The organism is Microcystis wesenbergii NRERC-220 (assembly GCF_032027425.1).
GTDB classification, from domain to species: Bacteria; Cyanobacteriota; Cyanobacteriia; order Cyanobacteriales; family Microcystaceae; genus Microcystis; species Microcystis wesenbergii_A.
Map to the genome: position 1 here is coordinate 2,083,030 of NZ_JAVSJA010000001.1, position 21,195 is coordinate 2,104,224.

General features: G+C 44.9%; 24 protein-coding genes, 1 tRNA gene and 1 pseudogene. 7 read left to right on the forward strand and 19 right to left on the reverse strand.

The window, feature by feature from the left end; translation table 11 throughout:
* Position 1: 1 nt before the first annotated feature.
* Positions 2–74 (reverse strand) — tRNA-Gln (locus tag RAM70_RS10165).
* 314 nt (positions 75–388) lie between these two features.
* On the opposite strand from RAM70_RS10165, the gene RAM70_RS10170 reads away from it, so the two are divergent.
* The gene (locus tag RAM70_RS10170) at positions 389–2,185 is read left to right on the forward strand and encodes a protein kinase domain-containing protein (protein ID WP_190380468.1); all 1,797 of its coding nucleotides are present in this window, start codon (positions 389–391) and stop codon (positions 2,183–2,185) included.
* 80 nt (positions 2,186–2,265) lie between these two features.
* Here RAM70_RS10170 and rsgA read toward each other — a convergent pair whose 3' ends face one another.
* From rsgA to RAM70_RS22945, 5 genes and pseudogenes are all read right to left on the reverse strand, one after another.
* Positions 2,266–3,342, reverse strand: a complete 1,077-nt coding sequence (gene rsgA, locus RAM70_RS10175) for a small ribosomal subunit biogenesis GTPase RsgA (RefSeq protein ID WP_045358512.1) — start codon at positions 3,340–3,342, stop codon at positions 2,266–2,268.
* Complete coding sequence (locus RAM70_RS10180) at positions 3,343–3,564, reverse strand: sulfurtransferase TusA family protein (protein ID WP_045358511.1); 222 nt, start codon at positions 3,562–3,564, stop codon at positions 3,343–3,345.
* Between the two features lie 295 nt (positions 3,565–3,859).
* On the reverse strand, positions 3,860–4,984 hold the full coding sequence (gene dnaJ / locus RAM70_RS10185; RefSeq protein WP_045358510.1) for a molecular chaperone DnaJ: 1,125 nt from the start codon (positions 4,982–4,984) through the stop codon (positions 3,860–3,862).
* A 240-nt stretch (positions 4,985–5,224) separates the two neighbouring features.
* Entirely contained in the window at positions 5,225–7,276 is a 2,052-nt protein-coding gene (dnaK, locus tag RAM70_RS10190) for a molecular chaperone DnaK (RefSeq protein ID WP_045358530.1), read from the reverse strand.
* A 109-nt stretch (positions 7,277–7,385) separates the two neighbouring features.
* Positions 7,386–7,838: pseudogene (locus RAM70_RS22945) on the reverse strand (hypothetical protein); the annotation flags it as partial.
* Positions 7,839–8,227: 389 nt separating this feature from the next.
* On the opposite strand from RAM70_RS22945, the gene ahr reads away from it, so the two are divergent.
* Positions 8,228–9,232: an NADPH-dependent aldehyde reductase Ahr gene (gene ahr, locus RAM70_RS10200; protein WP_045358509.1), complete on the forward strand. Its 1,005-nt coding sequence runs from the start codon at positions 8,228–8,230 to the stop codon at positions 9,230–9,232.
* A 28-nt stretch (positions 9,233–9,260) separates the two neighbouring features.
* Complete coding sequence (locus tag RAM70_RS10205) at positions 9,261–10,079, forward strand: Uma2 family endonuclease (protein ID WP_288001682.1); 819 nt, start codon at positions 9,261–9,263, stop codon at positions 10,077–10,079.
* 125 nt (positions 10,080–10,204) lie between these two features.
* Here the strand turns inward: RAM70_RS10205 and gifA are convergent, their stop codons facing one another.
* From gifA to clpS, 4 genes are all read right to left on the reverse strand, one after another.
* On the reverse strand, positions 10,205–10,405 hold the full coding sequence (gene gifA / locus RAM70_RS10210) for a glutamine synthetase inactivation factor IF7A (RefSeq protein WP_045358507.1): 201 nt from the start codon (positions 10,403–10,405) through the stop codon (positions 10,205–10,207).
* A gap of 224 nt (positions 10,406–10,629) precedes the next feature.
* Positions 10,630–11,217 carry a hypothetical protein gene (locus tag RAM70_RS10215; protein ID WP_002797180.1) on the reverse strand — a complete coding sequence of 196 codons (588 nt, stop codon included), beginning with the start codon at positions 11,215–11,217 and terminating at the stop codon, positions 10,630–10,632.
* A 175-nt stretch (positions 11,218–11,392) separates the two neighbouring features.
* Complete coding sequence (locus RAM70_RS10220; protein WP_312673582.1) at positions 11,393–12,229, reverse strand: CPBP family intramembrane glutamic endopeptidase; 837 nt, start codon at positions 12,227–12,229, stop codon at positions 11,393–11,395.
* Positions 12,222–12,509 (reverse strand): ATP-dependent Clp protease adapter ClpS, encoded by a 288-nt coding sequence (clpS, locus tag RAM70_RS10225; RefSeq protein ID WP_002738526.1) that lies wholly within the window; start codon positions 12,507–12,509, stop codon positions 12,222–12,224. The genes RAM70_RS10220 and clpS overlap by 8 nt, the downstream gene beginning before the upstream one ends.
* Positions 12,510–12,707: 198 nt before the next feature.
* Here clpS and RAM70_RS10230 point away from each other — a divergent pair, with 198 nt between their 5' ends.
* From RAM70_RS10230 to RAM70_RS10245, 4 genes are all read left to right on the forward strand, one after another.
* Positions 12,708–13,208: a hypothetical protein gene (locus tag RAM70_RS10230; protein WP_312673584.1), complete on the forward strand. Its 501-nt coding sequence runs from the start codon at positions 12,708–12,710 to the stop codon at positions 13,206–13,208.
* A gap of 156 nt (positions 13,209–13,364) precedes the next feature.
* Complete coding sequence (locus RAM70_RS10235) at positions 13,365–13,562, forward strand: hypothetical protein (RefSeq protein ID WP_045358504.1); 198 nt, start codon at positions 13,365–13,367, stop codon at positions 13,560–13,562.
* 3 nt (positions 13,563–13,565) lie between these two features.
* Positions 13,566–13,832 (forward strand): type II toxin-antitoxin system RelE family toxin, encoded by a 267-nt coding sequence (locus RAM70_RS10240; protein WP_190380504.1) that lies wholly within the window; start codon positions 13,566–13,568, stop codon positions 13,830–13,832.
* Positions 13,833–14,006: 174 nt separating this feature from the next.
* Positions 14,007–16,160: a tetratricopeptide repeat protein gene (locus tag RAM70_RS10245; protein ID WP_376750914.1), complete on the forward strand. Its 2,154-nt coding sequence runs from the start codon at positions 14,007–14,009 to the stop codon at positions 16,158–16,160.
* An 87-nt stretch (positions 16,161–16,247) separates the two neighbouring features.
* Here RAM70_RS10245 and RAM70_RS10250 read toward each other — a convergent pair whose 3' ends face one another.
* The 9 genes from RAM70_RS10250 to rpsM form a co-directional block, all read right to left on the reverse strand.
* A complete protein-coding gene (locus RAM70_RS10250) occupies positions 16,248–16,451 on the reverse strand; it encodes a hypothetical protein (protein ID WP_045358502.1) in 204 nt (67 codons plus the stop codon).
* A 303-nt stretch (positions 16,452–16,754) separates the two neighbouring features.
* Positions 16,755–16,988, reverse strand: coding sequence for a 50S ribosomal protein L31 (gene rpmE / locus RAM70_RS10255; protein WP_002760058.1), 234 nt, complete (start codon positions 16,986–16,988; stop codon positions 16,755–16,757).
* Between the two features lie 19 nt (positions 16,989–17,007).
* On the reverse strand, positions 17,008–17,421 hold the full coding sequence (rpsI, locus tag RAM70_RS10260; RefSeq protein ID WP_002737094.1) for a 30S ribosomal protein S9: 414 nt from the start codon (positions 17,419–17,421) through the stop codon (positions 17,008–17,010).
* Positions 17,422–17,425: 4 nt separating this feature from the next.
* Positions 17,426–17,881 (reverse strand): 50S ribosomal protein L13, encoded by a 456-nt coding sequence (gene rplM, locus RAM70_RS10265; RefSeq protein WP_002735375.1) that lies wholly within the window; start codon positions 17,879–17,881, stop codon positions 17,426–17,428.
* A 124-nt stretch (positions 17,882–18,005) separates the two neighbouring features.
* Positions 18,006–18,836 carry a tRNA pseudouridine(38-40) synthase TruA gene (gene truA, locus RAM70_RS10270; protein ID WP_045358501.1) on the reverse strand — a complete coding sequence of 277 codons (831 nt, stop codon included), beginning with the start codon at positions 18,834–18,836 and terminating at the stop codon, positions 18,006–18,008.
* 2 nt (positions 18,837–18,838) lie between these two features.
* A complete protein-coding gene (rplQ, locus tag RAM70_RS10275) occupies positions 18,839–19,189 on the reverse strand; it encodes a 50S ribosomal protein L17 (protein WP_002766099.1) in 351 nt (116 codons plus the stop codon).
* Positions 19,190–19,210: 21 nt separating this feature from the next.
* Positions 19,211–20,152 (reverse strand): DNA-directed RNA polymerase subunit alpha, encoded by a 942-nt coding sequence (locus tag RAM70_RS10280; RefSeq protein WP_045358500.1) that lies wholly within the window; start codon positions 20,150–20,152, stop codon positions 19,211–19,213.
* Positions 20,153–20,345: 193 nt separating this feature from the next.
* Positions 20,346–20,738 carry a 30S ribosomal protein S11 gene (rpsK, locus tag RAM70_RS10285; RefSeq protein ID WP_002735413.1) on the reverse strand — a complete coding sequence of 131 codons (393 nt, stop codon included), beginning with the start codon at positions 20,736–20,738 and terminating at the stop codon, positions 20,346–20,348.
* 39 nt (positions 20,739–20,777) lie between these two features.
* Complete coding sequence (gene rpsM / locus RAM70_RS10290) at positions 20,778–21,161, reverse strand: 30S ribosomal protein S13 (RefSeq protein WP_002735415.1); 384 nt, start codon at positions 21,159–21,161, stop codon at positions 20,778–20,780.
* Positions 21,162–21,195 lie beyond the last annotated feature (34 nt).

Below are 21,195 nucleotides of genomic sequence, written 5' to 3' on the forward strand. Positions count from 1 at the left end.
ACTGGGGATCTAGGATTCGAACCTAGGAAATGGCGGGACCAAAACCCGCTGCCTTACCGCTTGGCTAATCCCCATTGGACAGACCTTTTTAATATTAGCATTTATCTCCCCGGTTTTGTCAAGAAGTTTCTAAAAATTTTTTGCTGACTATAGCATCCGAGGGTAGAATCGGGAAGCTGCCTGAGCCTCAAACTAAGCTATAGTGGGAACTACTGGTCTGTCAAGTTGAAGTTGACCCAGACAATCATTGTCAAGCTGTACCCTTAACAAGAGAGCAGTCAAACTAAGTCCGTCTGAGGTGAACATCTCAAGCACGGTTCTGAATGGGAGGGGAGGTCGGCGATAATCTGATCAGTGGAGATTGTTAAGTAAACAGTGATGTTTCCCCATGACGGATTTAATTCTACAAAATCGTTACAAAGTCTTGCGATTAATTGCCGATGGTGGTTTCGGAGAGACTTTTTTGGCAGAAGATAGCCAAATGCCCTCAAAACGGCTCTGTCTGGTTAAACAGCTAAAACCGATTAATGATAATCCCCAGGTTCACAATCTTGTCAAAGAAAGATTTGATCGAGAAGCCGCTATCCTGGAAAAATTGAGCGAAAATAGTCCTCAAATTCCCAAACTATACGCTTATTTTGAGGAAAATAATCAATTTTATTTAGTCGAGGAATTTATCGAGGGGGAAACTCTCAGCCAAAGAATACAGAGTAAAGGAGTTTTTACCGATGATCAAGTCAAAGAGATTTTAGTTAGTATTCTACAGGTTTTAATTTATGTTCACGGACAAAAAATTATCCATCGAGATATAAAACCCGATAATATTATTCTACGAATTTATGATCATTTACCGATCCTAATTGATTTTGGTGCGGTTAAAGAAACTATGGGAACGGTGGTTTCTAATTCGGGGCATTCTCTTAATTCTATTGTTATCGGTACTCCCGGTTTTATGCCATCAGAACAAGCGATCGGTCGTCCGGTTTATAGTAGTGATCTCTACGCTTTAGGATTGACGGCTATTTATCTACTAACTGGCAAAACTCCTGAAATGTTAGAGAGCGATCCGATGACAGGAAAAATTTATTGGCGGCAGTTCGCTTTAAATACTAATATCAGTTTAGCAGCTGTGCTAGATAAAACTATTTCACTGCGCTCTAACGAACGTTATTTAACTGCAAAAGAGATGTTAGAAGCGCTACAAGCTCCTCCATCAATTGTAGCAACAAATATCGTTATTCCTGCCGCTACCCCCGCTCCTACTCAAATAATTTATCCTGTAACTTCAAAACCTGTTTCTAATCCCCGCACGTTACCTGAATGGGTGAAAGCAATAATTATAGGTAGTATGATCGGTACTGGCATTTTAGGTGGTTTTGTCTTAAGTTATTATCTCTCAAATTCTTCTGGAGATGAGTCAATTTCTCCGTCACCTTCCCCAGAGAATCAAGACTCAGATATTACCATTAATAATGAGTTTCCTAAATCTGTCTGTGGAGATGAGAATATCACCGATACTTACTATAAAGTTGTAGTAACTGATGAGGATAGTTTAGAGAGAGTTAAAAATAACTTTTGTCGCGATGCTTTTGTTAATGATGGTAATATTCAGGTGGCAACTTTTAGTGACTTAAATCGCGCTCAAGAGTTACAAAAGCACCTAATTAAATACTTTAATCAAGTTAAAATTACCCAAGGTGTCATCGATACCTCACCCAGTCCTGAAGCTGTCTATTCACCTGTTCCTCAACAGACAGTTAACTCTATTTCTCGTTCAGAAGCGGTGGATTTAATCGAGCGCTGGTTAAAGGCAAAAAGAGATATTTTCGGTCCCTCCTATCAAACCTATTTAGGAGAAAAATTACTTACAGGTAAAGCTTATAATGACAAAATAAAAAGCTCTGATGGTCAAGAAAGTTCTTCCGAATGGTTAGCTAATAATGGCGCTTATTATATCTATGGAGTTCAGAGAATAGATTCAGTTAATAATTTTACATCCTCTGGCGATCAAGCTACAGTGGATGTGGTGGTTACTGAAGAAAGAACACTCTATAACAATCAGGGTAAAATTGATCAAAAAAATAGTGGTTTAAGTACCTTATTAGTTCGCTATAATCTTGAAAATGACGAGGGAACATGGAAAATAGCTAACTCTAGAACTCTTAAAAGTTTAGTTCGTAGATAAGTTGAATTAATTCCAATAAAAACCCATATATACAATCATTGCTGTTAAATTTTAATCTTGAGAACGCAGTGTAACCCATTCTATTCAGAATCATCATTATAAATATCTTGGAGAGTTTTATTTTCGTAGCGTTCCTGATCTTGATTTTTGCCGCGACGGGAAGGACGACGATATTTTTTATTAGCTAATTTGGGTTCGTAGGTTTCTTGACCTGCTTCTTTAATTTTTAACTTTAAACTTGACTCTTTTGTGCTAGTTTTATGTAATGACTGTTCTCGTGTGATCGCCTCTTCTAAAAACTCTAAATAATGTTGGTAACGTTCCCAATCTCCCCTCACCACACAGTTAGGTTCCCGACGGTGAGTACAATCATTAAATTGACAATTTCCTAAAGCTAAACGCTGTCTCACTTCTGGAAAATAAAAAGTTAATTGTTCCGGTAAACACTTAATATCCGGTTGGTTAAACCCCGGACTATCGGCCAATAAACCCCGATTTGGTAAAGCAAATAACTCCACATGACGGGTAGTGTGACGACCTTTTTGCAGTTTTCCCGACACATCCCCCACCCGTTGATTAATCTCAGGAATTAGGCAATTAATTAAACTCGATTTTCCCACCCCGGATGGACCGGCCAAGAGAGTAATTTTATGGTTTAATTGTGCCAATAAAGCCTCAAATCCCCGATTTTTCTCCACACTGACAAAAAAGGGACGATATCCCCAACCAGCTAGGCGATCGCCCCAGAGTTCTATTTGTTCCGGTTCCCCCAGATCGATTTTATTGACACAGACCGCAATTTCCAAGCCTGTGGACTCGGCTTTCACCAAAAAACGACTGATCAGCCAAGGATCGAGGACAGGTTCGGCAAGGGCAAAAACTAGCAAAATCTGCTCGATATTGGCAACGGCCGGCCGATCGATCTCGGTACTGCGGGGGAGGACTTCTGCGATCGCACCCTGCCGATCATCAAAATTGGCTTCCTCCACGCGCACCCGATCACCAACCATCACCGATTGACCGATTTTTTGCAAGCGAGCGCGACGGGTACAGAGAAGATTCTCGCCCATAACGGGAGAATCCAAGCGTACCTGATAGAAATTCGCCTGTACGGCCACCACTGTGCCGTATAAATCGGTTAATTGTGCATCTACCATTTAGAAATCGGGGCGATAGACTTGGAGAACAAAAAAGCTATCTCGGTCCTCGATCGATTCTATCTGATAACCCTCCACTGTCAGGCTAGTGGGAACCTGTTCGATCGGTTCCCCGGCATCTAACCAGACTTCCAACCGTTCCCCGGCGGTCATTTTCTCTAATTGCAATTTTGTCCGGACAAAATTAATTGGGCAGGGAGTGCCGCGCAGGTCTAAAGTCATAATTATTTAGGGTTTGCTGAAAAAGTTTCTCCTAGGGACAGGGTGTGGGGTGTGGGGTGTGGGGTGTAGGGTGTGGGGAGAATAAATAAAATAATCTCCTATCTCCTGACTCCTGAATACTGAGACCATTTTTCATAAGTAATGGCAGAGATGGTTAATCGCCCTCATCCCTAACCCCCCACCCCCCCGATGTCGGGGGGCAAGGGGGGGGTAAGATACCTGCCAAGAATAAAGAAAAATGGTATGACTCCTGCCTCCATTAACCGACAAGATTTTTAGATTTATTCAGCCTGCCCTATTTATGGAAGATATTACCTAAAAATCCCTCGATTCCGCCTTTCCCCACGGTTTCCCCGCGAACTTTCGCTATTTTTTCCAGTAATTCCCGTTCTTCTCCCGTGACACGGGCAGGAATCGAGATTTTAACGGTAATACGATGATCACCGCGGCTAACGGGATTACCTAATTTGGGAACCCCCTTGTTTTCTAAAATCAGTACGGTGTTCGGTTGAGTACCGGCAGGGATAGTCAAGTCCTCTTGGCCATCTACAGTATTAACTTTGATGGTACATCCTAAAATCGCTTGGATATAACTAATCGAGATATCCGATTTAATATCATTACCTTCCCGTTGAAATTCTGCATCGTTTTCCACGGTTAGATAAACGAATAAATCCCCCGGCGGCCCGCCTTTAAGTCCTGCGTCTCCTTCCCGGGCAACGCGCAATTTCATGCCGTTGTCAACCCCCGCGGGGATGGTAATTTTCAGTTTTTTGGTTTCCTGTTTACGTCCAGAACCGCCGCAAAGGTCGCATTTTTCCTCGATCACTTCTCCAGCACCATCACAGGTGGGACAGGCCGAAACCTGAGCAAAAGTACCGAAGGGAGTACGGGTGGCGCGACGCACCTGACCAGTACCATTACAAGTAGTACAAGTGCGGGGACTGGTTCCTGGTCTGGCCCCACTGCCTTTACAGGTTTGACAGGTTTCCAGATGACGGATGCGGATTTCCTTTTCGCCGCCAAAGACCGCCTCGCGGAATTTTAGTTTGAAATCGAGACGTAGATCCTCGCCCCGGATAGGGCCTGTGCGTCGGCGGGCGGCTGCTTGGCCGCCCATGCCACCGAAACCACTAAAGATTGACTCAAAGATATCGGCGAAACCGCTCATATTGTCGGGATCAAAACCGGCAGGGCCACCAGAAACCCCAGCTTCACCAAAGCGGTCATAACGATTGCGGGTTTCTGGTTCCGAGAGAATTTCGTAGGCGCGGTTAATTTCTTTGAAGCGTTCCTCGGCTCCCGGTTCTTTGTTAACATCGGGATGGTATTTTCGGGCGAGACGACGATAGGCGCGTTTGATGTCTTCTTTGCCGGCATCCCGCGAGACACCTAGAATTTCGTAATAATCAGTGGGCATAGGGGGCTATGGTTCTGCTCGCAATTTATAAATAAAGTTTAAGTCTAGTTGTTACTTTAACAAACTATACATAATAGTTTAGTTGGGTTATCCCTACTATTTTTTTGGTGGGAGAGGGGAGCACCGGAGTGGGGTATGGGGTGTGGGGTGTGGGGTGTGGGGAGAAAAAAGCTGAAAACTCACATCTGATCACTGATTACTGATTACTGATCACTGAAAAGGCTGATAGCTTTTCCTTTTTTAATCTACGGCCTCGTAGTCACTGTTGATCGCTTCTGCCTCATTGTAGGTATTATCATAACTGCCTGATTCGGTGGATTTCGTTTCTGGATTGCTATGGGTTCTGGTTCCAGTAGAGGAGGGGGTTGGCCTGTCGGCGATGGTATTTGGGGGGGCGGCGGCTTGGGTGCGGGTTGGTTGAGTTGGTTCTTGGGTGACGTTGAGCGCTTGAAGACCGGTATCGTTGCGGGTTGGGTTTTCTTTTTGTTTACCTGTGTAGATACGGGTACCGATTTCGAGGACAATCTGACGAAATTCTGCCAGGGTGGTTTTTAGCTTTTCCGGGGATATGGAGGGGTCGCGCAGGGCGATTTCCAACTGTTGCCGCTTCTGGTCGGCTAGTTGCCGGATATCGGGGGCGACAAACTCACTGTTTTCCTTGAGGGTGACTTCGTAGCTATAGAAAAGACTATCGGATTGGTTGCGAATATCGATCATTTGCAGACGATTGCGATCAAATTCGGCGTATTGTTCGGCTTCTAGGCGCATTTTTTCAATTTCGTTCGGTTTCAGTCCCCCAGTATGGCTAATTAAAATGCTTTGTTCTTTGCCGGTGCCTTGGTCGCTGGCGGACACTTTTAAGATGCCGTTGACATCGATCTCGAAGGTTACTTCGATTTGTGGCACACCCCTACGGGCGGGAGGAATTCCCGTCAGGAGAAATTTACCGAGGGTTTTATTATCCTGGGCCATCGACCTTTCCCCTTGCAGAACATGAATTTCCACCGAAGTTTGACCGTCGGCAGCGGGGGAAAATGTCTGAGATTTGCTGGTGGGGATAGTGGTATTGCGATCGATGATTTTGGTAAAAACTTCGCCGAGGGTTTCGATGCCTAGGGAAAGGGGGGTGACGTCGAGGAGGAGGACGTCTTCTACTTCTCCACCTAAAACTCCAGCTTGAATTGCTGCTCCTAAAGCAACGGCTTCATCGGGGTTGACAGAGCGATCAATCTGGCCCGTGGAAAAGAAACGGGAGATTAATTGCTGTACGGCGGGCATTCTGGTGGAACCACCAACGAGAATCACACGATTGATATCGCTAGGCTGTAGTTGGCTGTCTTTGAGGGACTGTTGTACGGGTTGGAGGGTTTTTTCTACTAATTCTCTGGTTAATTCTTCGAATTTAGCGCGAGTTAGTTCTATTTCTAGGTGTTTGGGACCGGTTTCGTCGGCGGTGATGAAGGGGAGATTGATTGAGGTGGTGATCAGGCTAGAAAGCTCGATTTTGGCTTTTTCGGCGGCTTCTCGCAGTCTTTGGCTGGCCATGCGATCGGTGGCTAGGTCGATGTTTTCTTGGTTTTTGAAGTTCTCGATCAGCCACTGCACTAAGAGGTTATCAAAATCGTCTCCGCCAAGATGGTTATTGCCAGCCGTGGCTTTCACTTCAAAGACTCCATTCCCCAGTTGCAGGATGGAAACGTCGAAGGTTCCCCCCCCTAGGTCAAACACGAGGATATGTTGATCTTCGTTTTGTTTATCTAAACCGTAGGCCAGGGCGGCGGCGGTGGGTTCGTTAATAATTCTTAATATTTCTAGCCCTGCGATCGCCCCCGCGTCTTTGGTGGCTTGACGTTGGGCATCGGTAAAATAGGCGGGGACTGTAATGACGGCTTCTTTGATCGGTTCTCCCAGATAGGCTTCGGCATCGGCTTTTAATTTTTGCAGGATCATGGCCGAGATTTCTTGGGGGGTAAATTCTTGATCGCGAATTTTGATGTTGACGGTATCATCGCGACCGCGTTGGCAATTATAGGCGACTCGTCCCCTTTCTGCTTCGGTGTCTTGCCAACGTCTACCGATGAAGCGTTTGATGCTATAGACGGTATTTTCGGCATTAGTGACGCCTTGACGTTTGGCTAGTTGTCCTACTAGGCGCTGGCTCTTGCCGAATCCCACAATACTAGGAGTTGTTCTTCCCCCTTCCGAGTTGGGGACTATAATCGGCTGACCTCCTTCGAGTGCAGCAACGCAACTGTTGGTTGTCCCTAAGTCGATGCCGATGACTTTGCCCATGACTATCTGATAATAAAGGTAGTTAATAGGATATGACTGCCGACAAAAATTATCCCAAAGTTGGGTACGGGCTTTTTGCCTTGTTTGACTTCTCCGCCCCTTGGCTAATTCAAGTCTTAACTGCATCACTACCCGAATCTACCTTCATACAATACCTCATTTGGTATCTGATCGTCAAGACATTTTCGAGGCCGATTGTTAATCGAGTTTATACTAAATCCGGTTATTAAAAACTGATTATTTATTCTCCCCTACCCCCCCTTGCATGAGTGCCTCTCCTCATAACTGGCCTGTACTCAACGGATTTAGTATTACGGCTCTTTTTACCTCCTCTGGTTTGACAATTTGAAAATTCCTACCCTTAGCCAAAAATTGTCTTAATAGTCCATTATGCTGGTTTAATCCCTGGTTTAATCTCCTTTCCTACCAATGATTCAGTCAATTTTTCGGAGGGCATCTCTCGAAAAGGTTCTTCGGTGACTCGATTGATTTCCCTAGCGGTTTGATTTTTTGCCAATTCTGCCACTAGAATTTTTGAGGTTTTGTTGGCATGAGTGATGATTTTCTCTAATTATTCTGTCGCTTTCTCAATCACTTCTCTTGATTTTTTCGTCGGCGATTGCTGGTCGCTTCTCGATGCTTGCGGATTTTAGGGACAAGTTTTGTGAGGATTCAGGCTCTCTTAGGTTTGGTGGGTAAAATGTATTCTAAGATACAGTCCTGCTGGCGAGCGAGTGGAACGAACCACAAAGACACAAAGGACACAAAGATTGATCGCTCCTATATAACTTAAACTGAATCACACAAAAAATAAGAGAGCCAGATTCAGATGAAAATTACTGGTGGAATTAATTATCGGCTATTAGGGAACAGGCAATAGACCATAGTTAAGACATACTCAGATCAATCTAGGATAAAATAACCAATAAACCCATCCTAGAGGACTTAATCATGATTAGAGCCTATGCTGCCCGAGAAAAAGGGGGAAAACTAGAACCTTTTGACTACGATCCGGGTATATTAGCGGATGAAGATGTGGAAATCGAGGTGGAATATTGCGGCATCTGCCACAGTGACCTAAGTATGCTCGATAACGATTGGGGACTGACCACCTATCCCTTTGTCCCTGGTCATGAAGTGGTTGGTACAATCGCCGCTCTTGGTGCTAAAGTCAAAGAATTAAACATAGGGCAAAGAGTCGGTCTTGGTTGGTTTTCCCGTTCCTGTTCGACCTGTGAAACTTGTATGTCAGGGGATCAAAACCTTTGTGCCACTGCCGAAGGAACTATCGTCGGTCGCCATGGCGGTTTTGCCGAAAAAGTCCGGGCCCATCATAGTTGGTTAGTTCCCTTGCCAGACCAGTTAGATGCTGCCAAAGCTGGCCCGCTTTTTTGTGGTGGTATAACCGTCTTTAATCCCATTGTCCAATTTGATATTAAACCCACGGCCCGAGTTGGGGTCATTGGTATTGGTGGCTTGGGCCATATAGCCTTAAAATTCCTCAAAGCTTGGGGCTGCGAAGTAACCGCTTTTTCTAGTAGTCCCGACAAAGAAACAGAAGCAAAAGAACTAGGCGCGACTCATTTTATCAATTCCAGAGACCCCGAAGCTTTGCAATCGGTACAAAATTACTTTGATTTCATCATCTCTACCGTTAACGTTAATCTCGATTGGGGTCTTTATATCGCCTGTTTACGTCCCAAAGGTCGTCTGCATATTGTTGGGGCCGTTCTTGAACCCATAGCTACCTACGCTTTTCCCTTGATTATGGGTCAAAAATCGATTTCCGGCAGTCCTTTGGGTAGTCCCAGTACCATCAGTAAAATGATCGAATTTGCCTCTCGTCATGGCATTGAACCGGTCACGGAAACCTATCCTATCTCCCAGGTGAATGAAGCCATGGCAAAATTGAGAAGTGGACAACCTAAATATCGCCTCGTCTTGCAGATGAAATAAAACCATCTCTATCCCGGACGTAACCCCGATGACTCAACCTCTCACTCCTCCAGTTATCGATTGGGAAGAACCCCCCATTCCCCCAGAAGACTTGATTTTTGATGACGGAGAACCTTTGGAAACCCACCGTCACCGCAAGGCCATGAATGTCTTAATCGATTCTATCGAACAAGCCTATCAGGATCGAGAGGACTTTTTTGTTGGCGGTAATATGTTTATTTACTTTAGCCGTGAGCGGGTTTTTAATAAAGATTTTCGTGGCCCCGATTTTTTCGTTGTCCTCGATATCGATGGTAGTTATAAACGACAAGGATGGGTGGTTTGGGACGAAAACGGACGTTATACCGATGTGATCGTGGAATTAATGTCAGAAAGCACCGCAAAAATCGATTTAACTACCAAAAAAGACCTCTATGAGCGGACTTTTCGCTGTTCCCAATACTTCGTTTACAATCCCTTTGATGCCACTTCCCTGCAAGGTTGGGCTTTAGACCAAAATCAATGCTATCAAGAAATTATTCCCGACCACCGCGGTTGGTTATGGTGTCAACGTTTGGGATTATGGTTAGGAGTCTGGATGGGCAGTATTCAGCGAGAAGAAGCCCCTTGGCTGCGTTTTTATGACCTAGACGGCAATTTAATTCTCCTACCTGCGGAATTAGCCGAAATTGAACGTCAGAATGCTGAAATTGAACGTCAACGCACCCAGGCAGCCTATCAACAGGCCGAAATCGAACGTCAACGCACCCAGGCAGCCTATCAACAGGCCGAAAGCGAACGTCAACGGGCGGAACGTTTAGCGGCGCAATTACGGCAATTAGGCATAAATCCCGATGAAACCCCGTAATCGGCCCAGGACTGACCCCTATCTCTAAAAATCGAAAACCCACACATTCCGATCTCGGTTTGCGTGGGCCGATTGTTCACTTAATTCTAAGATTGAAAGCTGACACCTTGGCGAAATCTCAGAGCCTAACTCAGAGTAGCACCAGAGCGATCATAGGTTTGTGAAGAAAAGTCGGCCGAGAAGCGACGTTGAACAGTTCCCCCGTAGCCATTGTCATTGTCAATACCGATTTCAGAAGCACTTCTCCCTAACATCGATTGTTGACGATTTTTGACGGCGTGGTGGTGACGCATCATTAAGGCACGAGCTTGTTGTTCTGTAGACATAATCATTTCCTCCGATCTGCAAATCGTGTTTTGAACTTTTTTAATCGCCCACTAATATATATAACATACAATTCTGTATCTATTTTTACAAAACGCCCTATTCCCAGAAAAATTAACAAAACTTTACAACAGGAGGCAGTGATCAGATGTGAGTTTTCAGTTCACTGATTACTGTTTACTGATCACTGAAAAAAAGCTTCCCAACCCCAAGACATCAATCGCCCTTATACCTTAATCGAACTAGGTTCATCGACGGCGGCGATAATGCGATGACAACCGGAAAAGGGTTGCGCCCATTGATACTGGTGTTCTAAAGGATTACCCCAACAGAGGCCGAGATATAATTCTGTGCGCGCCACATCTAATTCGGCCCATTCGGACTGGGCGACTAATTCGGCTAGAGAATCGGCGGAAATGGGACGACGGGAGTTAAGCGCCCACCAAAAATTCATATTAGGGGTGATACTGTTCCAAAACTCTAAAACAGAGGCTTTGGCAGCCATGAGAATTTCCTTGTCACCCGCCACGGCAACTAATTGATTATGAATTTCGGGATAACGGAGAGTGCGATCGCCCCATTGACAAACACGCCAGATAATGCCCGAAACCTGATATTGTTGTTGATAATCGTGAACTTGGCGGCGAAAATCCTGATAGGCGAAGACTTTGCCCACCTTTTCTAGATTGATCGCCTTGGCAATCACCGGATTATCAATGCGCTCCGCCGGGGAGAGTAAGAGACGTTCCCCTTTGCAAGTGGCGTGCATTTCTCGCTCGAGGATTTCAATTAACTGCTGTGTCGAGTAAGCCATACTACCGCTCTTACCTGAGAGAGGATTTCTTTTTATAATAAACTCGAATTTCGCTAGTGGAAACGCTCGATCGCTAGAAAATTGTCATTCATCGGAAATATCGGCAGCATAAACCTTAATACATATCGGCGAAAAACCCCTCAAAAGACCGAAATTGACAGGGAGAGAAAACAGTCTAACTGTCCAGTTTTACATCGGTTACTTTTTTTCTTGTCCAGATAGCGAGAATTGTCAGAAAAAGTAAACCCATCACTCCCGCTAAAGGATTTTTATCGATTCCAGTTAACCAATCGGGAACAGTACCAGTGTATTTAATTAACTGACCCACATTTAATATATAGTATGCCCAGATTAAACCCGCGTGCAGACCGATACTTTTACCCAAACTACCACCACAGGCGCGTTTTGCCCAACCGAGAATCAATCCTAGCAAGACTAAGGCAGGAAATTGGGGAAAAGTGCGGATAATTTCGGCTAAAGGTTTAATAAAGTGGGCAAGAGCGAAAATTAAGGCACTAATCACTAGAGCGATAGCGGGACTGTAATCCTTTTCTAATTCTCCCAGTAACCAGCCGCGAAATAGTAATTCTTCGGCAAAACCCACCGCTAAAGCGACTAAAAACCCCTCCAGGATGATTTTGCCGATCTGGGGATTTGCGGGTAAGAAATTTAACCAACCTAGGAACGCTTGGGACAGAAAAAGCGAGAAAGTAAAAAATAGACCGATCGCCAAGCCGTTAATTAACTCAATCAGCGTTTTTCTTCGCCAAATTAACCCATAATCTGCTAATCCCTCATCGCCATAAATTGTCCGTCCCCACCAATGGGATAACCCCAAAAATTCCAGATAGAGAACAGAAAGGGTCAAAATTGAGACCAGATTAGCATTAGTGGCAAAAAAGTGATAGAGGGGAAGTGCGATCGGCAACCAGAGAAAAAGTAAGAGCAAAATAAAAATTCCCAGTCGCAGGGGGACTGGGTAAGTGGCAATTACCCGTAATCTTTTATTCATCGGGTTCGATGCTGCTGGTTAAACCTTTATTTTTCAAGGTTTCACAGTAAAATTCCGCGTGTTCTTGGATGCAGGTAATCACCAAGGCTGTACCATTCGTGTGCGCTTCCATCATGATATCAACTGCTTGGGGTTGCGTCATACCGGCGATCGTTTGCATTAAACTCTGAACCACATACTCCATCGAGTTAAAGTCGTCATTGTGGAGTAAAACGCGATAACGCGGTGCTGGTTTACGGATTGTCGCTGTGGAACGCTTTTCGATCACTTCTGTGGACACCGTGTCTCTCCTTTGAATCTATATCACAAATAAAGGTCAATTACTAATGATCATAATCAAAATTTCCAGATTGAGCTAGGCTTTTTCTGTGATCCGTGGGGGGTTGGGTGTTGGGGAGTGGGGGACAGCCAAAGGAATGACATTTCTAGATAGATAGATCATAATTGAATTAATTGGCTAATTTAAGCTTATTTTTCCATGGCTACTGACGAATTACAAAATCTCGATAAAAATATTCAACGCTTAAAAGAACAATTAGCTGGAATCCGCGATGCGTGGACAGGTGCGCGTCCAGAAGATAAAGTTCTTTTGCAGCAACGCATAAACGATAAGCGCATAGAAATTAAAGAATTGGAACGAGAAAAATGGGATTTAATCGCCAGCGAGAGTCAAGAAGCATCTTTTCCTGATGCCGAGGTAATGGTAGCAGAAATTGTCACAGAAGTGACGGCAATTACCACAGAACCGCCCCCTGAACTTGCTTCTGCACAAATCTTAGAATCATTAAACCAAATTCTGGCTAAACTCAATCAACCAGAGCGATCGGCAGCAGCCAAATTAAAGGCAGCTATATCTACTATACCTCCTTTTGTTTCCCTGACCTACGAAGCGGAATTAGATACTGAGTCAACTTTTAAGCGTTATTTTCCCACATTTAATCGTGTGATTGCAGGGGTGAAAAATCGTCTAAAAAAGTAAGTATTCCCTCTAAAAGCTTGGCTGGTATCGAGCGGACAATTAATATTAGTCAATCGGGAATTGGTAATACACAGAACAACATCTTTAATCTGTGAAAACCAAGCCTAGTAAATGTTATCATTGAAAATAGTTATTATCAAAGACAAGAGGTAATTTATGTCAGAATTGCAAGCGGAAGCGTTAAAACCAATATTAAAAGAGTTACTCTATGAGTTATTAATACAAGAAAAGGATTTACTAAAAGAGTTAATTTATGAAGTGCTGGAAGATACGGCTATGGCTAGGGCAATTCAAGAGGGAAAAGATAGTAACAATGTCAGTCGTGATCAAATTTTGACTCTGTTAAAAGAATAAGAGATGAATATTGAATTTCGTAAAAGCTTTGAGACAGATCTACGCAATCTCAAAGATGGTAAAATTAAGCGACAAATTCAGGCAATTATTGAGGAGATAGAATCAGCCAAAAGTTTAACAGAGTTGCGTAATGTCAAAGCGATTCAAGGGTATCGAGGATTTTATCGCATTCGGATTGGGGATTATCGTCTTGGTTTGTATTTAGAGCAAGATACTGTCGCCTTGGTTCGTCTTCTACACCGAAAGGAAATGTATCGTTATTTTCCTTAAAAACCTCATTAATATTAATTTTATATTAGATTTATTTTGAGCAAAGATAATTATTTTTAGAGAGAATTAAAAATGAAAATCAATATTGAGCAAGATGGAACTGATAACAATCAAAATAATACTTTTAATCTGAATATTCCCGAACCAAAAGAACGTCAAGCTGTCCCTAGTAATGTGGGCAAAAGTACGGTTAATTTTGTCGGGAGGGAAGATGAGTTAACCTTAATTCATCAGCAATTGCAAACAGAACAAGGGGTGATTGTTTGTGCAGTAGAAGGGTTAGGGGGAATAGGAAAAACCGCTTTAGCTTTGGAATATGCGAAACGATACCAACAGGAATACGCGGCACAATATTGGTTATCCTTGCGACTATCGGGTTTAGCAGAAGAAATAGTTAAATTAGCTGGTCCCTATCTATCTTTACCAGAAATATTGAAAAAAGAATCTTTAGAAAAACAAGTGTACTGGTATTGGCAAAATTGGCTACCTCAGCAGGGAAAATTATTATTAATTCTCGATGATGTCCCCAATATCGACCGAATTCCCGATCGAATATTACCAAAAGATTCTAGGATTAAGATATTAGTCACCACTAGGGAAAGGTGTCTTAGTACGGAATTTGAGTCTATAGCTTTAGATGTTTTACCATTAGATAAATGTGTAGAGTTATTAACCAAAATTGTTGGTACTGCTAAAGTTGAGAAAGAAAAAGCTTTAGTAGAACAGATTTGTCACGAAATTTTAGGACGCTTAACCTTAGCAGTGGAGTTGGTGGGGGAATATTTAGCGAAAAATCGTCATTTAAAGTTTAGCCATTTACGCGATAAATTAAATTTAGCTCATACTGCTTTAACCAAAGAAAGAAACCACAAAGATTATGGACATTTAGGGGTAGCAGCCGCAATTAAAATCAGTTGGGATGATTTAAGTTCTGCTGGTCAAAAAGTGGCAATGCTGTTGAGTTTATTCGCACCGGTGGCTATTGCTTGGACGTTGCTAGAAGATACGGCAAAATCCACAGAAATTACCGAAAGTGAACTGGAAGAAGCGCGGGGACAATTGGATAATTCTCATCTGATGCAACCCGTGGATGAGGACTATTCTTTTTATCGGATTCATCCCCTCGTGAGAGAATTTTTTCAAGAGCAATTACAGGAAATTCCTGAGAAAAATTCTCTTTATCGATGCGCTTTTGTGGAAACTTTGTTAACCATTGCCGAAAATATCCCGCAAACCCCCACAAGGGAGATTATTGCAGCGGTAACTCCCGCAATTCCCCATCTGCAACTTGTCAGTCAAACCATGTTAGATGATATTCCCAACCCAGAAGATAATTTAATTTTGGTGTTTCTTGGGTTAGCTTTGTTTTATAAGGGACAGGGAGAATATGATTTAGCAGCAGTTCCCTTCACAAAATGTTGTGAAGAAATCCAATCTCGCTTAGGAGAAAACCATCCAATTGTTGCTGACATTTTCAATAATTTAGCAGTGTTATATGAATTCCAAGGCAGATACGCAGAAGGAGAACTGTTGTGTAAGCGCTCCCTTTCTATGATAGAACAGCTATTAGGAGAAAACCATCCCATTGTTGCTACCAGTGTCAATAATTTAGCACTATTATATCAATGCCAAGGCAGATACACAGAAGCAGAATCGTTGTATAAGCGCTCCCTTTCTCTGATAGAACAGCTATTAGAAGAAAACAATCTCTATTTTGCTAACATTCTCAATAATTTAGCAGAATTATACCTCAGCCAAGGCAGATACATAGAAGCGGAACCCTTATGTAAGAGATGCCTTTCTCTGATAGAACAGCTATTAGGAGAAAACCATCCCCATGTTGCTACCAGTCTCAATAATTTAGCAGGATTATACCACTCCCAAGGCAGATACGCAGAAGCGGAACCCTTGTATAAGCGATCCCTTTCTCTGATAGAACAGCTATTAGGAGAAAACCATCCCAATGTTGCTACCAGTCTCAATAATTTAGCAGAATTATACCAATGCCAAGGCAGACACGCAGAAGCGGAACCCTTGTATAAGCGCTCCCTTTCTCTGCGGGAACAGCGATTAGGAGAAAACCATCCTAGTGTTGCTAAAAGTCTCAATAATTTAGCGGTATTATACGAATCCCAAGGCAGATACGCAGAAGCGGAACCGTTGTATGTGAGAGCTATTGCTATTTATCAAGAAAGATTAGGAGAAAATCATCCCGATACCCAAAAAGTAAGGCAAAATTTTATGATTCTGTTGTCGCGATTATCCGATGAAGAATTACAGCAAAGATTCCCCGATGAGATAGTTAATCTCTTAAAAAGTATCAGGTAGGTAAAAAAATATATATCTCCTTCCCCGGTTTTACTGGGGAGCGCTCAGTTTCCGGGAGATCCTAACCAAGCTTCTCAATCTTCTAGTTCAAAAAAATCGAATAAAGCTGCTGCCTTCCTTTAAATACGCGCAAAAAAGTCCCGTACAACTGGCAAAATTTTGTCTTTGCTCTGTATCTTTTATTTGCTTGACTTTTTGAGCAACTTGTGCTAATAAATCTGGGAGCGAGTCTAAAAATAGGGTGTAGGGAACGGGATTTGATCGCCAATACCGCATCAGATTATACTTCATCTTTATGAGAAAAGCAGTATGAAGACAGGCACTGATGCAAAAGGGGGAATAAATAATCAGTTTTTAATAACCAGATTTAGTAAGCTAAGACGCATTTAAAGCGCTTATTCTTAAGATTAGCCGAATCTCCCCCAATCCCTTTACTGTTGCCTCTTGCAAGAGTGCCTCTTGCCTCGTCTCAACCAGCAATTTAAATGCGCGGGCAGCTTATCAGTGCAGAAATAATGACCCTACCAGCCTAAAAATAGCAAAAAACCCGGTGGGAAAATCTCCCCACCAGGTCAAAAAGGCAAAAGTAAAGAATTATTTCTGATCGGCCTTTTTGCTTGACTTATCGCCCATTTTGTACTTACGCAAGAAGCGATCGACCCGGCCCTCCGTATCGATCATCTTCTGGGTTCCCGTATAAAAAGGATGATTACCCGACCAAACCTCCACATGAATTTCTGGTTTTGTCGAACCCACCGTCATCACCAGTTCACCATTACAGATCACCTTAGCTTCCGGATACCAAGTAGGATGAATTTTTTTCGGCATAATAAACCTCTCTATTAACCTAACGTTTCGAGTATTGAGGCGCTTTGCGCGCTTTGTGAAGACCGTATTTTTTCCGTTCCTTCGCCCGGGGATCCCGAGTCAGATAACCTTCACTCTTGAGGGGAGGACGATTTTCCGGGGCCAATTGACATAAAGCTCTAGCGACACCCAATTTCACCGCATCCGCCTGACCGGTCAAACCACCGCCCTCGGCCTTAACGATGATATCATACTCGTTTTCCAGTCCCAAAGTCTCCAGAGGAGCCTTGATCGTCTGGATATAGGTGGGAATGCGGTTAAAATGGGTTTCTCCATCGCGACCGTTAACGGTAATTGCCCCCGTCCCCGGCACCAGACGCACGGAAGCGACCGCCGATTTGCGTCGTCCTGTTCCCCAATAAACTACCTTATTTTTACTGTCCGTGGCTTGCATTGACTTAATTTCCTCCTGCGGGAATCGTATTAATCGCTAAAACTTCCGGTTGTTGTGCCTGATGGGGATGTTCCGCACCGGCATAAACTTTCAGTTTCGTGAACAATTTCCGACCTAAGCTATTTTTCGGGAGCATTCCCTTAACAGCGTGTTCGATAATCCGTTCGGGAATGCGTTTTTGCAGTTTATCGAAGCTTTCTACCTTCATACCACCCGGTCTGCCGGAGTCGCGGCGATAAACTTTCTGTTGGCGTTTTTTGCCCGTCACCGTCACTTTTTCAGCGTTAATAACAATGACAAAATCCCCCGTATCCAGATGGGGGGTGAAAGTGGCTTTATTTTTGCCCCGTAGAATCATAGCGATTTCGGTGGCCAGACGACCTAGACGCTGATCGGCCGCATCAATGACGTACCATTTCTGCTCTAGAGTCTCTAAATTTGGTAGAGGTGTTTTGTTCATGGTGAGTTTGCCTTGGTTTACAAAAATAATTTTTTTTATTGCCGACCTGGGTGTTGGGGGGTTAGGGTTTTCGGGTTTTCGGGTTTTCGGGTTTTAGTTGAAATTCCCCTATTCCCCCATTACCCTATTCCCCTATCCCCTCTGCTCGGAAATAATAAAGAGGCTGAGTCTCGAACCAGACGCTATCGGCAAAGGGAAAATCGGCGTAACCCACCCGCAGTAAACATAGTCCTTTAGCTGGTGCGGCGTATTTGACCAATTCTCGGCGCTGATTGACCCAGATGTCGGTAAAGTTTTCTAGCGATCGCTCACCAGTTCCCACCTCCACCAACATTCCCACCAATAGGCGCACCATCCCGTACAAAAAGCCATTGGCTTGAATTTCCATCTGTACAAATGGCCCTTGACGGTAGCATTCCACCCCTTGTACTTCTACCCAGGAATGGTCACGACTAGAGTTAGCACGGTGAAAGGCGGCCAGATGGTGCTTACCCAATAGGGGCTTTAAGGCCCTGGCCATCAAATCGGCATCGAGGGGACGATGGTAGTAGTGCCAACTAAAGGGGCTAACAAATAGATTGGGGATGGGGTCGGTATAGAGGGTGTAACGATAACGTCGCCAGAGGGCCGAGAAACGGGCGTGCCAGCGATCGGGAACCCGGCCCGAGGCCCGGATGACGATATCGTCATCTAGCCGAGCATTGAGAACCTTGGCCCAATGGGAAGGTGGGATCGGACTTTGCTGCTGGAAATGGGCAACTTGGGCGGCGGCGTGAACACCGCTATCGGTACGTCCGGCCCCGTGCAGAGTGACGTCATGACCGAGAATATCGGCCAGAGCCTTCTCGATTTCCTCCTGCACGCTCCTGTGATCGGGTTGCCGTTGCCAGCCGTGGAAATTAGTTCCCACATACTGGATAACTAGGGCGATCCGCGACTGGTGGCAAGCTGTCATCTTTACATCAGTTCGATAATCGCCATGGGGGCATTATCCCCGCGACGGCGCAGGGTACGCACGACCCTGGTATAACCGCCGTTACGGTTGCCATAACGGGCCTGGGCGCCTTCAAAAAGGGCGTGAACCAGTTGTTTATCGTAGATGTAGCCCATAGCTTGGCGACGGGCGCTCAGGGAACCGTCTTTAGCTAGGGTGATAATGTGGTCTACCTCTGCTCGCACCGCTTTCGCTTTCGCTAGGGTGGTGGTGATCTGACCGTGGCGAATTAGCTGGGTGGCCAAGCTGCGCAGCAGTGCCTTTCTTTGGTCAGCCGGCAGACCCAATTGAGGCACTTTACACCGATGTCTCATGGTATTTTCCTGGAATTGGGTTTACTTGCTTTTTTCTTGGGGTAGGGTGATTCCTAACCGTTTTTGTAGGGCTTCAATGACTTCTTCCGCCGATTTCTGCCCAAAGTTTTTGATTTCTAAGAGATCTTCTTGGCTGTAATCGAGGAGGTCGGCTACGGTGTTGATCTGCGCTCGCTTCAGGCAATTGTAGGCGCGCACGGATAATTGTAGTTCCTCGATCGGAATTTGGTTTTCTTGGTTGATCTCTTGGTCGTCAAAGTTACCGGAGGATTCGAGGGCGTTGAGATCCTTGAGCGGGTTAAAGAGATTAACTAGCATATCGGCCGCTTGGGAAAGGGCTTCTTTGGGGTTAATGCTCCCGTTTGTCCAAATTTCTAAGAGCAGACGATCCTTAGCTTGACCGCTTTCGGAACGGATATCTTCGACGCTATAGTTGACTTTGGTTACGGGCATAAAAATCGAGTCGATTTGCAGAAAGTCTAGCGAAGTGGCTTCTTCTTTACTGCGATTGATCGCCCGATAGCCTTTGCCTTTTTCCACGCGAAATTCCATCTCTAGCTTGGCTCCTTCGGCTAGGGTGGCGACGTACTGATTGCGATCAACTATCTCGATTTCTGAGGGTAAATCGAATTGTGCCGCCACTACCGTCGCCGGTCCAGTTGCCACTAAACGCCCGATCTGGGTTTGATTGGTGTAGCTTTTCAGGATGATTTCTTTCATGTTGAGCATGAGTTCCATCACGTCCTCGCGTACTCCCTCGACGGTGGCAAATTCGTGATTGACTCCTGCGATCCGCAGGGCCGTCACGGCCGCCCCTTCCAGATTGGAAATGAGAATCCGTCTCAGGGCATTGCCTACGGTTGTACCCTGGCCTCTTTCTAGAGGCTCTAGTACAAACTTACTGTACTGACTCTGATTCTTGTAAGTTTTTGCTTCTACACACTCGATTTGAAATTGCGCCACCGATTGACCTCCCTTGTTCAGTTTTCAGTTATCAGTTATCAGTTATCAGTTTTCTTTGGCTTTCAGCGTTTAGCGTTCGGCGTTCAGTTTTTTGAGCAGATGGTCTTTGACGACCCGATTCTGCTGCTGATGCGCTCAAAGCTAACGGCTGCCAGCCTCAAGATCCCTGTCCCCTGAAAAAGCTGTTCACTGTTTACACTCTCCGGCGTTTGGGAGGACGACAACCATTGTGGGGGATGGGGGTCACGTCCCGGATCAGGGTGATTTCTAATCCTGCTCCTTGCAGGGCCCGGATGGCGGTTTCCCGTCCTGCCCCAGGGCCGCTAACCATCACCTCTAGTTGACGCATTCCCTGTTCGATCGCTCGGCGGGCGGCGTTATCGGCGGCGGTTTGGGCGGCGAAGGGGGTTCCTTTTTTGGCTCCTTTAAAACCACTCGATCCCGCCGATGCCCAAGAGATCACATCGCCTTTGGTATCGGCGATCGTGACAATGGTATTGTTGAAGGTCGATTGAATGTGAGCGACTCCGGTAGGAATATTTTTCTTCTGTTTTTTTGGTCCGGTTTTTTTGGTTGGTCGCGCCATAGTTTTTCTTGATTGGGGGATATCGCAATGAATAAAAAATTATTTCTTGGAGGGGGCTTTTTTCTTCCCTGCCACTGTCACCCGACGACCGCGACGGGTCCGCGCATTGGTTCGCGTCCGTTGCCCGCGCACGGGTAATCCTAGCCGATGCCGACGACCTCGATAGGTGCCGATATCGGCGAGGCGTTTGATGTTCATCGCCTCCCAGCGTCTCAAATCCCCCTCGATTTGATAATTTGTTTCGATATAAGTCCGTAGCGCCGCCACGTCTTCATCGCTGAGATCCTTGACCCGAGTGTCAGGGTTAACACCCGTCGCAGATAAGACTTCTTGGGAACGCGATAGACCCACTCCGTAGAGGTAGGTCAGGGCGATTTCCACACGCTTATCGCGAGGTAGGTCTACACCAGCTATCCTTGCCACGCTTTTTCTTTCTCCCTATGAACGATTTTTTTTC